The following is a 14,285-nucleotide window of genomic DNA, read 5'->3' on the forward strand; positions in this document are numbered from 1 at the left end:
CCCCAAGCGGTTCTGTGCGTCGCTTTGTTCGCGGAACTCCCCTGAACCCGGTCCGCCGGAGAAGACGGAGACCCGGGTGCCGACGCGCAGTACGACCGCAAAATCGTCGTGGTCGATGATCCACTGCTCCTCCACCATAGCAACGGCATCCGTGGGCGACAACCCGATTCGCGCGTCGCGCGCGACGCAATTACGGTCGCCGGTGCGGCACCGGCGTTCCTTGACGGCCGTTCCCGCCTGTGTCTATGGTCGGTTCACCGGCGCCGCGTTCAGGGGAGAGTCACGGTCGCGCCGGGTAGGGGGGATCTCGGTGGCTCTGTTGTCTTTCGGACAGCAGCAATTGTGGGTGCACCACCTGCTCGACAGGCGTTCCGCCGGCTACAACATCCCGCTCGCGATCCGGCTCACCGGTGCCGTCGACGTCGGCGCTTTCCCGGCCGCTCTGCACGATGTCGTTGTGCGGCACCAGGTTCTGCGTACCTTGTACCGCCATACCGGTGACGGTCCCGAGCCCGTCCTGCTCGCCGCCGACGCGGCGCGAAACCGAACATACGGGACTTTCGAGGTCCACGCCCCAAAACCGGGATCCTCGCTCGAGGAGGCGGTGCAGGAGTTCGTCTCCCGCCCATTCGATCTTGATTCCGAAATGCCGGTTCGTGCCCGGCTATTCCGCCTCTCTGCAACCGAGCACGTCTTCGTCGTCGTGTTTCATCACATCGCCGCGGACGGCGGGTCGATGACGCCGTTCGCCCGCGATTTTTCGCGCGCGTACGCGGCCAGGCGGAACGGGGACGAGCCGGCCTGGACGCCGCTGCCGGTGCATTATCCGGACTACGCCCGGTGGCAGCGGGAACTGCTCGGCGACCCCGCCGATCCGGAGTCGCTCGCCGGTGCGCAGCTCGCGTTCTGGGCGGACTTCCTCCGGGACGCGCCCGCGGAACTGCCGTTGCCGTTCGACCGGCCGCGGCCGCGGATTTCGTCGTTCCGCGGTGCGAGCACGACCTTTTCGCTGCCCGCCGACGTGCACGCCGGGCTGGTGCGGGTGGGTTCCGAGAACCGCGCGGGGCTGTTCATGGTGCTGCACAGCGCGGTCGCCTGGCTGCTCCACCGGTTCGGCGCCGGTGCGGACGTCGTCATCGGCGTCCCGGTCGCGAACCGGCCGGACGAGCAGCTCGCGGACTCCATCGGCTTCTTCGTCAACACGCTGGTGCTGCGGGCGAAGCTCCCGCACGCCGGCACCTTCGCGGACCTGCTGCGCTCCGTGGCTTCCGCCGACCTCGCCGCGTTCGACCACCAGGACGTCCCGTTCGAGCTGGTCGTCGAACGGGTCAACCCGCCGCGCTCGGCGGCCCGGCACCCGCTGTTCCAGGTGATGCTGACCCTCGACACGGGAACCGGCCGGGCAGGCGGCGGCTGGGCGCTCCCCGGTACGACCGTCGCGGACGAGCCGGTCGACCAGGGCGTCGCGAAGTTCGACCTCCTGTTCTCGTTCGCCGACCGGCGCGGGCCGAATGGTGACCCGGCCGGCGTCGAAGGCCGGATCGGGTACGACGTCGCGTTGTTCGACGAGGAGACGGCCCGGCGGCTCGCCGCGGGGCTGCGGCGCATCCTGGCCTCGGTCGCGTCGCGTCCGTCGGCACTGCTGGCCGGGCTTTCGGTGCTGACCGGGGAAGACCGCGCGGCCCTGCTGGCCACAGGCGCCGGCCCGGCGCACCGGATCCCCGAAACCACGGTCACCGGCCTGATCGACGCCCAGGCCGCGCGCACCCCGGGCGCGCTCGCGCTCGCCGACGAGGACGGCCGGGAAGTCGGCTACGCCCAGCTGGTCGCGGAGTCCGGGCGGCTGGCCCGGCGCCTGCTCGCCGAAGGGGTGCGCGTGGGCGAGGTCGTCGCGGTCGCCGTGCCCCGCTCGGCGCGGCTGGTGGTCGCGCTGCTCGCGGTCATGCGGGCCGGCGCCGCGTACCTGCCGCTCGACCCGGAGCTGCCCGCGGACCGGCTGCGCCACATGGTCGCGGAGACCGGCGCGCGGGTCGCGCTCGTGACCGCGGAGACGGCCGGGATTGTGCCCGGCGTAGCCGAGCTCGTCGTGTCCGGCGAGACGGCCGGGACCGGACCCGCCGGTCCGCCCGCGATCGCGGTGCCGCCCGGACAGCCCGCCTACGTCCTCTACACGTCCGGTTCGACCGGTCTCCCCAAGGGGGTCGCCGTGTCCCACCGCGCGGTGGTGAACCGTCTTTTGTGGACACAGCGGCAGTACCGGCTCACCCGCGAAGACCGCGTGCTGCAGAAGACCCCGGTCACGTTCGACGTGTCGGTGTGGGAGTTCTTCTGGCCGCTGATCGCCGGCGCGACCCTGGTCCTGACCACTCCGGAAGGGCACCGGGACCCGGTGGCGCTGGCCGAGGTGATCACCCGGCGCCGGGTCACCGTGGCCCACTTCGTACCGTCCATGTTGGACGCCTTCGTGGCGGGCGCCGGCGCGGCCCGCTGCACGTCCCTGCGGCTGGTGATCTGCAGTGGCGAGGCCTTGGACCCCGCGCTCGCCGCGCGAACCCGGCGGTTGCTGCCCGGTGCCGCCCTGCACAACCTGTACGGGCCCACCGAAGCGGCGGTCGACGTCACTTTCCACGAGCACCGGCCGGCGTCGGACACCCGGTCCGTCCCGATCGGCCGGGCCATCGACAACACCCGCACCTTCGTGCTGGACCGGTACCTGCAGCCGGTGCCGGCGGGCGTGCCGGGGGAGCTGTACCTCGCCGGCGACTGCCTGGCGCAGGGTTATCACGCGCGGCCCGGCCTGACCGCGGAGCGGTTCGTCGGCTGCCCGTTCGGGCCGCCGGGCACGCGGATGTACCGGACCGGTGACCTGGCGCGGTTCCTGCCGGACGGCGAGCTCGACTTCCTCGGCCGGGCCGACCGGCAGGTGAAGCTGCGCGGGTTCCGCGTCGAGCCCGGCGAGATCGAGGCGGTGCTGGCCGCCCACCCCGCGGTGGCGCGCGCGGTCGCCACGGTGGCCGGCGCCGGAGGACCGCGAGAGCGGCTGGTCGCGTACGTCACGGTAGACGCCGCACGGGCGCCGTTGCCGGCGCGGGTGGTCGCGCTGCGGGCCGGGCAGCTGCCCGCCGGGCTCGGCCTGTGGGAACCCGGCGAAGACGTCGCGCTGGTCGGTCCCAGCGCCGCGGAGGCCGAGTTCCTGCACCGCGAGACGCTGGACGACGGTGGCTACCTCCGGCACGGCGTCCGGCTGCCGGACGACGCCGTGGTGCTCGACGCGGGAGCGAACATCGGGACGTTCGCCGTCCACGTGGCCACGCGGTGCCGTCGGCCGACGGTGTACGCGTTCGAACCGATGCCCGAGGTGTTCGCCGCGCTCGAGGCCAACGTCCGGCTGCACGGCCTCGATGCGCGCCTGTTCCGCTCGGCGCTCGGCGAAAAGCCGGAGGAGGAGGCGGAGTTCACGTACTACCCGCACGCGTCGATCCTCTCCGGGCGCCACGGCGACGCCGAGACCGAACGCGCGCTGATGCGGACCTACGTCGCGAACGTCCTGCGGCGGGCCGGCGTCGACGACGTCGAGGCGGAGGTGCGCGCGGACCGCCTCGAGTCGGTGACCGTGACCGCGCCGGTCGTGACGATCTCGCAGATGCTGCGCGCGGAACGGATCGAACGGGTCGACCTGCTGAAGATCGACGTCGAGAAGAGCGAACTGGAGGTCCTCGCCGGGGTCGAGGACGCCGACTGGGCGCGCATCGACCAGGTGGTCGCGGAAGTGTCGGGCGCGGCGGAGGCCGGGCAGGCCGCCGCGTTGCTCCGTCGCCACGGCTTCGCGGTCGAGGTCACCGAGGACCGCGCGCTCGCCGGCTCGGGGCTGCGGCTGGTGCACGCGGTCCACCCGGCGCGGGTCCGGCCGGCCGGCACCCCACCGGAGCCGCCGAGCGCGCCGCGCACCGTGCGGGGTCTCGTCAGGGAGCTCCGGGACCGGCTCACCGCGGCACTGCCTGCCTACATGGTGCCGGCGGAGATCGTCCCGCTTCCCCGCTTGCCGTTGACCTCCAGCGGCAAGCTGGACCATCGCGCGCTGGCCGCGGTGGCCGAGTCACGCCCGGTGGGCCGCGCGCCGCGCGGCGAGGCGGAAACCGCATTGTGCGAGCTCTTCGTCGACGTGCTGGGGCTTGACGAGGTGGCGGCGGACGACGACTTCTTCGCCCTCGGCGGGCACTCCCTCACCGGAACGATGCTCATCACGCGGATCCGGGACCGGCTCGGCGCGGAGGTGTCACTGGGTGACCTCTTCGACCGGCCGACCCCGGCGGGGCTGGCCACCCGGCTGAGGCCGATCGAGGCGCCGCGTCCCGCGCTGCGCCGCCGCGCCCGCCGGTAGCGGACGGCGCCCCGACGTCCGCGCGGAGCTTCGCCTTCTTCTCGTGCACCACGCACGAATTCCGTCAGAAGCTCTGTCGACCGTGCCGTCCCCGGATTATCCGGCAAATAGGATAGGCGCGACAAAGCAACCGGCTTCCGGTAGTTCGCATTTCAACTTTTTGGACCACTCGCGGCCGATCCGGCTCGGGTGCCGAGACGCCGGTTTACCGTCCTCTTGCTTTTGTTCTGATGTGTGAACCGGGCCGCCGAAAAACGCGGCGGCGCGCTTCGCCCGGGATCTGCGCAAATGCGGTGGCAGGCGCTCTTTCCGGCTGCCGGCCAGAAGAACTTCGCGCATTGTGCATGGGAATAGTCCTTGTGCAGGGTTGACGTCCGTTCATATTTGCAGCGTAAGATTGAATGTGATCAATCAGGGGTCTGGGGTGCGGCACCCGCTCCGGTGGAACCCGTGCGGTCCGTCGGATTCGGTGGGGTGCAGCCAATCGATGGTCGGCGACCGGCCGGAATGACACGCCGGCGCCATTCGATCGACCTCGCGGCGCGAGCGACGAGGAGCTGGGGACATGGGGATCGATCCGCCGAACGGCATATCGGCGATCACGGTAGATCGGGTCATCGACGTGGCGCGCAGTGCGCCCGACGGCGAGGTGTCGGCCGCGGACATCGCGGATTCGACCGGGATGAGCGTGGTCACGGCTCGGCGCTACGTGCGGTACCTGGCGCAGGTCGGCTCGTTGCTGGTGTCCTGCCGCTACGGGAAAGTGGGCGCGCCGGAGCGCGTGTACCGGCTGGCGGTCGAGATCGGCGAGGACCGGATGGGGCGCCGAAGCCGGCTCGAGCTGCGGTGAACGGCGCCGGCCGCGGACGCCGTCGAGGTGCGGGCATCCGCGGGGTCAGCCCATCTCGTCCAGCAGGCCGGCGATGGTGTCCAGCGAACCCTGATCCAGCTGTGCCAGCGGGAAGTCGGCCGGGGTCCAGCCGGTGCTGCCGTGGGAGACGGCGTCGCGCAGGTGGACCAGGAAGCCGTCGGCGAGGGCCTGGACGGTTTCCTGGTCGTGCACAGCGGGGCAGTACGTCCAGCTCACCCGGAGCCGGCCGCCGGCGACGACGGCGGTGAGGTCGAGCAGGTAAGGCCGGGTGCCGGCGGGATCGGCGGAGGGCCCGGGGTCTTCGGGCGCGGTGCCGAACAGGGCGTCGGCGGCGGGGTCGGCGACGAGCCGGCCGTGGTAGTTGAACCGGACCCACGGTTCGGGCAGGGCGCGCAGTGCGGCGGCGGCCGGGTCGGTTCCGTAGCGGAGCAACCCGTAGCCGACGCCGCCGGCGGGCACCTCGGCCAGGCGCTGCTTGACCGACTGCGCGGTCGCGGCGGCCCTCCCGGCATCGAGCGCCAGCGGATGGATGGTGGTGAACCAGCCGACGGTACGCGACACGTCGAGGTCGTCGGCCAGCGCATCGCGGCCGTGGCCTTCGATGTCCACGACGACGCGCGGTTCGCCGGTCCACTCGGTGAGTGCCTGGCCCAGAGCGGCCAGGATGAGTGCCTGCGCCGAGGTGGCCCCCGTCGAGCGCACGAGATCGCCGGTGGTCGCCTCGTCGGCGGTCACGGTGACCGTCGCGGCGGCGCCGTAGGTGTTGGCGGCGGACCGCGGTGACGGCGCGGACGGGCCGGCCAGCATCTCCGTCCAGAACGGGATTTCGTCGATGTGGCGGGATTCCCGCTCGGCGAGGCGTTCGGCCCAAGCCCGGTACGAGACCGTCTTGGGCGGCAGCCGCACCGCGGTGCCGGCTGCCGCCTGCTGGTACGCGGTGACCAGGTCGCCGAGCAGGATTCGCCAGGAGACCCCGTCGACGCCGAGGTGGTGCGCGACGAGCAGCAGCCGCTGCCCGTCGTCGCCGAGGTCGGCGAGCAGCGCTCGGAAGACGCAGCCGGTGCCGAGGTCGAGCGCGCTCTGGGTTTGCTCGGTGAGCTTCTCGAACGCGGTACGCCGGTCGGCGGCGGGGAGCCCGGCCAGGTCGGCGGTGGCGAGCGGGTCGATCGAAGCCGGCAGTGGGCCGGCGATGCCGAGCTCGTCGCCGCGGACCCGGATACGCAGGGCGTCGTGGTGGTCGATCAGGGCGCGGAGCGCGATCCGCAGCGGTTCCGGGGCGAGTGGCCGTTTCAGCGCCACCAGTACTTCCTGGTTGTAGTGGTGCCGGGCGCGCGGGCCGTGAGCGAGGAACCGCCGCTGGATCGGGGTGGCCCTCAGCGCGCCGGTGACCGGGCCCTGCTCCGCGCCGTTCGCGACGGCGTCCACCGCGGTGGTCACGGCCGCCAGCTCGCCGACGGTCGGGTGCTGGAACAGCAGTTTCGGGGTGAGGGCGAGGCCGGCCTCGGCGGCTCGGGACATGACCTGGATGCCCAGGATCGAGTCGCCGCCCAAGGCGAAGAAGTTGTCGTCGCGGCCGACTCGTCCGACGCGGAGGACCTGCTGCCAGATGCTCGCCAGCGTTTCCTCGACCGGCGTGCGAGGCGCCTGGTAGGCGGCGGTTGCGCGACCCGGAGCGGGCAGGGCCCGGTGGTCGAGCTTCCCGTTGGCGGTCAGCGGAATCCGCTCGATCAGCAGTACTGCGCCGGGCACCATGTACTCGGGCAGGTGCTCGGCGCACCGGGCGCGCAGTTCGGCCGGGTCGGTGCCCGGGGCCACGACGTACGCGACGAGCGTCCGGCCGCCGGAGTCGTTCTCGCGAAGCGTCACGACAGCTTGGCGGACGGCGGGGTGCGTGCGCAGCACGGCCTGGACCTCCGCCGGTTCCACGCGATAGCCGCGCAGCTTCAGCTGGTCGTCGGTGCGCCCGAGGAACGCCACGGTTCCGTCGCGGAGCCGGCGGGCGCGGTCGCCGGTGCGGTACACACGCGAGCCGGGAGGCCCGAAGGGGTCGGGCACGAAGCGGTCCGCGGTCAGGCCCGGGCGGCCGAGGTAGCCGCGGGCCACGCCCGCGCCGCCGACGTGGATCTCTCCGGCGACCCAGGTGGGCGTCCGCTGGAGCCCGCTGTCGAGAACCTCGACCCGGCTGTGCGGCAGGGCGGTGCCCAGCGGGACGGTCCGGAACGACCTCGGGTCGTCCGTCCGCACCTCGTGGGTCAGCACGCCGACCGTGGTCTCGGTCGGGCCGTAGTGGTTGACGACCCGGCAGTCCGGCGCCAGACGGTTCACCTCGGCGATGAGCGCCCAGTCGGCGGCCTCGCCGCCGAGCACCAGGCACTGCGCGGGCAGCACGGCGGCCGCGTCCGGTGCGCCGAGGAGCGCTCGCAGGTGCGAGGGCACGATCTTCAGGCAGTCGGCCGGGTGCTCGCGCAGGTGCGCGACGAGCAGCGCCGGGTCGGTGGTGTGCCCGGCGGGCAGCAGGTCCAGCGTGCCGCCGGTGGCCAGGGCGGCGAACAGCGTGGTGTGGCCCAGGTCGGCCGCCGGTGTCGACAGCATGGCGTAGCTCGCGTCGTCGGGCAGGTCCAGGCGGGCCGTGACGTCGTCGACGTAGGCGGCGAGGTTGGCGTGGCTCACCGCGACGCCCTTGGGGGTGCCGGTCGACCCGGACGTGAAGATCACGTAGGCGAGGCGGGCATCGGCTTCGCCGGCGGCGGGCACGGAGACGGACGGGGCGCCGGCGCCGTCCGGGGTGACGAGGGCGCGGTCCGGACCGGCGACGTCGGCGTGCTCGGCGGAGGCGACGACGAGCCGGGCCCCGGCCTGGTCCAGCACGGCGCGTCGGCGGGCCGGCGGCGTGTCCGGGTCGAGCGGCAGATATGCGGCGCCGCTCTTCAGGATGGCCAGCACCGCGACGACCAGCTCGATCGACCGGTCCAGGCACAGTCCCACGGGCGTGTCGGGCCGGGCGCCGGCCGCGAGCAGCCGCCGGGCCAGCCGGTCGGCACGCGCGTCGAGCTCCGCCCGGGTGACCGATTCGTCCAGGCAGCGCACGGCGACGCCGCCGGGATCGCGCCGGGCGTGTGCCTCGAACCGGCGGTGGATCGGGTGAACCGGACCGGGGCGGCGGGCCGGCGCGGGCGCCGCGGCGGCGGGCACCGCGACGGCGAGCGCCGGCTGTCCGCCGTCGGCCCGGACCGAGCGCAGGACCGCGACGTATTGCCCGGCGAGCACGCGTGCGTCGGCGGCGTCGACGACGGCCGAGTCGAACCAGAAGGACAGCCGGAGCCGGTCGCCGTGTTCGCGGCCGGACAGGCGGACGGTGAACTGCTCGGTGATCGCCTCGGCCTCTTCCAGGACGCCGAAATCGCCGCGGTACCAGTCGAAGCCGGCCGCGATCGGGCCGGGCCGTTCGCTCGCGGCCGGCCCGGCCGTCCACCGGTTCTGGTCGAAGTAGCTCTGCCAGTCCGCCATCTCGGCCAGCTCGGCGGTCACCTTCGCGACGAACGCTGCCGCTGTTTCACCGCTCCGGGGCTGGGCGAGCGACGGCACGTACTTCTCGTACAGGCCGAGGGCACCGGCCATCTCGTCCGCGACCCGGTTCGGCAGCCGGACGCCGATCGCCGCCTCGTCCCGGCCGGTCAGCCTGCGCACCAGCAAGTGCCAGCAGGCCAGTGCCACCGCCGGCCCGTCGTCGCCCAACGGCTCGTCGAAGTCGACGGACACCGCCGCCGGCGCGAACCCGGCACCGGAGCGCCGGGCGAAGGGCAGCTCCGCGCCGGCGAGCCGGCCGGCGTCGCGCTGTTGCCAGTACTCCCGTTCGAGGTCGAACTCCGCCGAGGTGAGCAGCTCGGCCTGCCACGGGGCGAAGTCCGCGTACTGCAGTGGTTCCGTTGCCGGAACGGTGCCGGCGAGCCGGTCGCCGACTTCCTGGGCCAGCAGCCGCACCGATGCCTCGTCGGCGCACAGGGCGGGCTGGCGCAGCAGCAGCCGGGCGCCGAGCGGACTGTCCTCGAGGACGACGAAGGCGGCGCTCAGGGGCGAGTCGTCCGCGTCGCGCAGGAACGACGCCTTCACCGCGGCGTAGGCTGCCGCCCGTTCGCCGTCGGGCAGCGGGCGCAGGTCGTGCACCGCCACGGCCGTGCGGTCCGCGGCGTCCGCGATGACCTGCAACGGGATCGACGCCCCGGCCGGGGACCGGAACGTGGTGCGCAGGATCTCGTGGCGGGCCGCGACCGCGGCCAGTGCCGCGCCGGTCCGGTCCGCGGTCGTGCCGGCCGCCAGCCGGAGCACGCACCAGCTGCGATACGGCGAAGCGCCGCCGCGCCGGAGCTCCCACAGCCGGCGTTGCTGCGGGGAGAGCGGGTAACCCTCGGTGGTGGTCATGCGCGGTCTCCTCGGTCGGGGCCGGCGGTGTCGTGGACGGTTTCGCGGCGCCGGGTCTTGAGCCGGTGCAGCCCGGCGAGGCTCATCCCGGCCTTGCGCTCGCGGCGCAGCCGATCGTCGGCCTCGGCCAGGCGGCGGGCCAGTGACGACAGCCGGATCTCCGGATCCGCGGTCACCGCTTCGAGCACCCCGGCGAACCGGCGGGCCAGCCGGGCGATCGACGGCTGCTCGAACAACGCGGCCTTGTACTCGAACACCGCGCGGGTTTCGCCGCCGGAGCGCTGCACGTCCAGCCGGAGGTCGTACCGCGCGAGGCGGTCCGGCTCGCCGGCGGGCGAGACGTCCATGCCGGGGAACGTTTCGGTCGCGGGCGGCGCGTCCTGCGCGACGAACCACGCCTGGAACAGCGGCAGGTGCTCGACGGTGCGGTCCGGCGCGAGCTCGGTCACCAGGCGCTCGAACGGAACGGCCTGGTGCGCGTAGGCGCCGAGGCAGGTTTCCCGGGCGCGGCCGAGCACTTCCCGGAACGCCGGGTCGCCACCGAGGTCCAGCCGCAGCACCAGGGTGTTCACGAAGAACCCGATGAGGCCCTCGAGTTCCTGGTGGTCCCGGTGGGCGGTCGGGGTGCCCACCACCACCTCGGCGAGGTCGCGGGTCTGGCCCAGTGCGGTGGCGAAAGCGGCGTACAGCGCCATGAACCGGGTCACCCCGGCCCGGCGGCAGAGCGCACCGAGCTGTTCGTCCACTTCGGACGGCAGTGTGACGGCGCAGCGGGCCGCCTCGGAGCCGGTGCTCGCCGAGCGCGGCCGGTCGGTCGGCAGGGTGGTCGGCGGGAGCCCACCGAGGGTCCTGCGCCAGTAGGCGAGGTCGGTGGCCATCCGCTCGCCGGTGAGGTTGCCGTGCTGCCAGACGGCGTAGTCGCCGTACTGCACGGGCAGCGCGGGCAGGGCGGCTCGGCCGCGTGCCCGGTACTGCAGGCCGAGCTCACGCAGGAGCAGGCCCACGGACTCGCCGTCCGCGATCAGGTGGTGCAGGCAGATCCCGAGGATGTGGTCGCGGGGGCCGGTGCGGACCAGCACGAGCCGCCACAGCGGCCCCTCGGTCAGCCGGAACGGCGTCTCCAGGACCGCCCGCACGGTCTCCCGCGCGTCCTTCGCGGGGTCGGCCAGTGCGGTCAGGTCGACCACCGGGATGGTGGCAGGCAGCCGCTCGGTCTCGGCCTGCCGAGGGTCGTCGGCCGGCACCGCGGACACGTGGGTGCGCAGCACTTCGTGCCGGTCGACCACGGCTTGCCAGGCGGCGCGCAACGCCGGCACGTCGAGTTGGCCGCGCAGCCGCAGCGCGCCCGAGATGTGGTACAGCGCGGTGCCCGGTTCCCACTGTTCCAGGAACCACAGCCGCCGTTGCGGGAAGGAAAGCGGCGGTGGGGTGGCCCGATCGACCGGGCGTGGCGGTGCAGGCACATCGCCGCTCGCGTCCCGGCGCAGGGCGTCGAGCTCGGCGGCGAGACCGGCGAGGTCGACGGCGGTGAAGATCGCGCGCAGCGGCACGTCCACCGCGAACGCGCGGCGGAGCCGGGTCTGCAACTGGGTCGCGGTCAGCGAGTGACCGCCGAGGTCGAAGAAGTTCGCGTCCCGGCTGACCCGGTCGACGTGCAGCACGTGGGCCCACAGTTCGGCGACCAGTTCTTCGGTGCCGGGCCGTGGCGCGAGGTAGCCGGACGCACTGTCGTCGGCGCCGTACCGCGGCGCGGGGAGGGCCTGGCGGTCCAGTTTCCCGTTGGCCGTCATGGGGAGGTGCGGCAGCGGCACGAACACGGCGGGGATCATGTGCCCGGGCATCGTGCGTGCGCAGTGGGCGCGCAGCTCGGCCGGCGACGGCGCGCCGGTCACGTATGCGACGAGCTGGGGGTGGCCGGGGGTGTCTTCCCGGAGCAGGACCACGGCGTCGCCGACGGAGTCCGCGGCGCGGAGGACCGCCGCCACTTCGTCGAGTTCGATCCGGAAGCCGCGCAGCTTGACCTGGTGGTCGGTGCGGCGGAGGAACACGATGGTGCCGTCGGCGCGAGTGCGCACCAGATCGCCGGTGCGGTAGAGCCGGCTTCCCGGCGGCCCGAACGGATCCGGCACGAACCGCTCCGCGGTCCGGCCCGGGTGACCGTGGTAGCCGTGCGCCAAGCCGTCTCCGCCGAGGAACAGCTCGCCGGCCGCGCCGGGCGGTACCGGCCGCGCGCCGTGGTCGAGCACGAAGGCCGTGGTGTTGGCGATCGCGGTGCCGATCGGCACCGTACGGTCGTGCTCGGCCACCGCGTCGACCAGGTGCCAGGTGGCGAAGGTGGTGCTCTCGGTCGGCCCGTAGACGTGCAGCAGGCGCTGCGGTGCGCCCGCGGCCAGCACGGTGCGCACGGCGCCCGGGTCGACCGCCTCGCCGCCGAAGAGCACTTGGCGCGTGGGCGCGAACGCGGCCGGTGCGCCCGCCGCGAACTGGTTGAACAGGGCCGTGGTCATGAACAGCGTCGTGATCGCCTGCTCCCGGATCAGTGCCGCGTAGCCGGCCGGGTCCAGCGCCTGCTGCTTGGCCACGACCACCGCGGCGGCACCGGACAGCAGGCCACCCCACAGTTCGAAGGTCGCCGCGTCGAAGGCCGTGGTCGCGGCGAACGCGATCCGGTCGTCGGTGCGGAGCGTGACGTAATCGGTGTCGCGGACCAGGCGCACGATCGCCCGGTGCGGCACCGTGACTCCCTTGGGAGTTCCAGTGGAACCGGACGTGTACATGACGTACGCGGGCGCGTCGGCGCCGACCGCGACCGCCGAGCCGTCGCCGGCCGGCCACGAGCCGGGGTCGTCCAGGAGCAGGGTGCGCACCCCGCGGGGAACGTTGTGGCGCAACGACTTGACCGTGAGCACGACGGAGATCCCGCTGTCCCGCGCCATGAACTCCAGCCGCTGTGCCGGGTAGGACGGGTCGAGCGGTACGTACGCGGCGCCTGCGCGCAGCGTGCCGAGCAGCGCGGCGACCAGTTCGGGCGAGCGCTCCAGGCAGACGCCCACGCACGAACCGGGTGTCACGTCGAGCGCGCGCAGTGCCGCCGTCACCCGGGCGGCGCACGCGGCGAGCGCACCGTAGGTGAGCTGCCGTTCGCCGGACACGACCGCGACGGCGTCGGGTGTGCACGCCGCTTGCCCGTCGACCAGCGCGTGCACCGAGTGCTCGCGCGGGTAGTCGCCGCGTGTGGCGTTCCAGCGCCGCACCAGCGCCGCGGCCGCGGCGTCGGACACGATCGGCACGTCGTCCACGCGCCGGCCGAGGTTCTCGAGCAGGCCCGTCACCGCGGCACGCAGCGCGTCGGTCACCGCCCGGGCGGTCTCCTCGGAGTACCAGCGCCGGTCGCAGAGCAGCCGCAACCGCAACGAACGTCCGGGCAGCGCGACGACCGTCAGCGGGTAGCCGGTCTGTTCGGTGGCCTGGACGGCGGTGACGGCGACCCCGTCGAAGCCGTTGTCCGCCGCGGCGGTGACCGGGAAGTTCTCGACCACCACGAGGCTCTCGAACAGCGGCTTGCCACGCGGCACGTCGCTGCAGCCCTGCGCGCGCACGAGCGGGAGGTGTTCGTGCCCGCGGGCGGTGGCGAAGTCCGCCTGTAGCCCGCGCAGCCACTCCACGACCGGCCGGCGGCCGTCGATCCGGGTGCGAACGGCGAGCGTGTTGATGAACATGCCCACGATGTCTTCCACGCCGGGCAGCTCCGGCGGGCGGCCCGAGGTCGTGGCGCCGTGCACGACGTCCGGGATGCCGCTGAACCGGGCCAGCACCAGCGACCACGCGGCGTGCACGACGGTCCCGGTGGTGAGGCCGTTGGCTTGGGCGGTCGCGGTCAGCTCGGCGGTCGGCCCCTCGGGCAACGCGGCCTCGACGGAGAGGAACCCCGGAGCCGCGGCCGGTGTCCCGGCACGCAGCGGCAGCGGGGTGGCGGCGGTGAACCCGCCGAGGCGCGTACGCCAGAACTCCTCGGCTTTCGCTTGGTCCTGCGCGCCGAGCCAGGTCAGGTAGTCCTGGTAGGGCCGCACCGGCGGGAGGTCCGCTTCCCGGCCGCGCCGCAGCGCCGCGTACCGGGCGGTCACCTCGTTCAGCACCAGCGGCATGGACCAGCCGTCCAGGAGCAGGTGGTGGTGCGTCCACACGAACACGTACGCGTCGTCGGCCACGCGCAGCAGCGCGAAGCGGTGCAGGGGCGGCGTCGCCGGGTCGATGCCGTCCGCGCGGTCGGCCGCGAGGAACTTCGGCAGGCGGTCCGGATCGGGTGCCGCGGACCGCCAGTCGTGGTCGGCCCAGGGCAGCTCGAACCCCCGGTGCACCACCTGCACCGGCTGCTCGCTTTCGAGGGCGTGGAACGACGTGCGGAGCGCGGGGTGCCGCGCCACGACAGCCGCCCAGGCCGCGCGGAACGCCGGCACGTCCAGCGGACCGTCGAACCGGCAGCTGAACTGCTCGACGTAGACGTCGTCCTCGGGGCAGTAGAGGGCGTGGAACAACATGCCCTGCTGCAGCGGGGACAGCGGGTGGATGCTCTCGACGGTGGTGGTCTGCTCGGGCATGGCGGGCGGCGCTCCT

Annotated in this window: 4 protein-coding genes; 2 read left to right on the forward strand and 2 right to left on the reverse strand. The window is 73.6% G+C overall.

Annotated elements, in window-relative coordinates; all coding sequences use genetic code 11:
* Positions 1-115: 115 nt before the first annotated feature.
* Together ACLJPY_RS04340 and ACLJPY_RS04345 are read left to right on the forward strand one after the other, a co-directional pair.
* On the forward strand, positions 116-4,381 hold the full coding sequence (locus ACLJPY_RS04340; RefSeq protein WP_410587004.1) for an amino acid adenylation domain-containing protein: 4,266 nt from the start codon (positions 116-118) through the stop codon (positions 4,379-4,381).
* 565 nt (positions 4,382-4,946) lie between these two features.
* Complete coding sequence (locus ACLJPY_RS04345) at positions 4,947-5,231, forward strand: hypothetical protein (protein ID WP_410586696.1); 285 nt, start codon at positions 4,947-4,949, stop codon at positions 5,229-5,231.
* Between the two features lie 45 nt (positions 5,232-5,276).
* Here the strand turns inward: ACLJPY_RS04345 and ACLJPY_RS04350 are convergent, their stop codons facing one another.
* Together ACLJPY_RS04350 and ACLJPY_RS04355 are read right to left on the reverse strand one after the other, a co-directional pair.
* On the reverse strand, positions 5,277-9,671 hold the full coding sequence (locus tag ACLJPY_RS04350; RefSeq protein WP_410586697.1) for an amino acid adenylation domain-containing protein: 4,395 nt from the start codon (positions 9,669-9,671) through the stop codon (positions 5,277-5,279).
* Positions 9,668-14,269, reverse strand: coding sequence for an amino acid adenylation domain-containing protein (locus ACLJPY_RS04355; protein WP_410586698.1), 4,602 nt, complete (start codon positions 14,267-14,269; stop codon positions 9,668-9,670). The genes ACLJPY_RS04350 and ACLJPY_RS04355 overlap by 4 nt, the downstream gene beginning before the upstream one ends.
* Positions 14,270-14,285 lie beyond the last annotated feature (16 nt).

The sequence above is a fragment of the Amycolatopsis sp. lyj-23 genome (assembly GCF_046549135.1).
In the GTDB taxonomy this organism is placed as follows: Bacteria; Actinomycetota; Actinomycetes; order Mycobacteriales; family Pseudonocardiaceae; genus Amycolatopsis.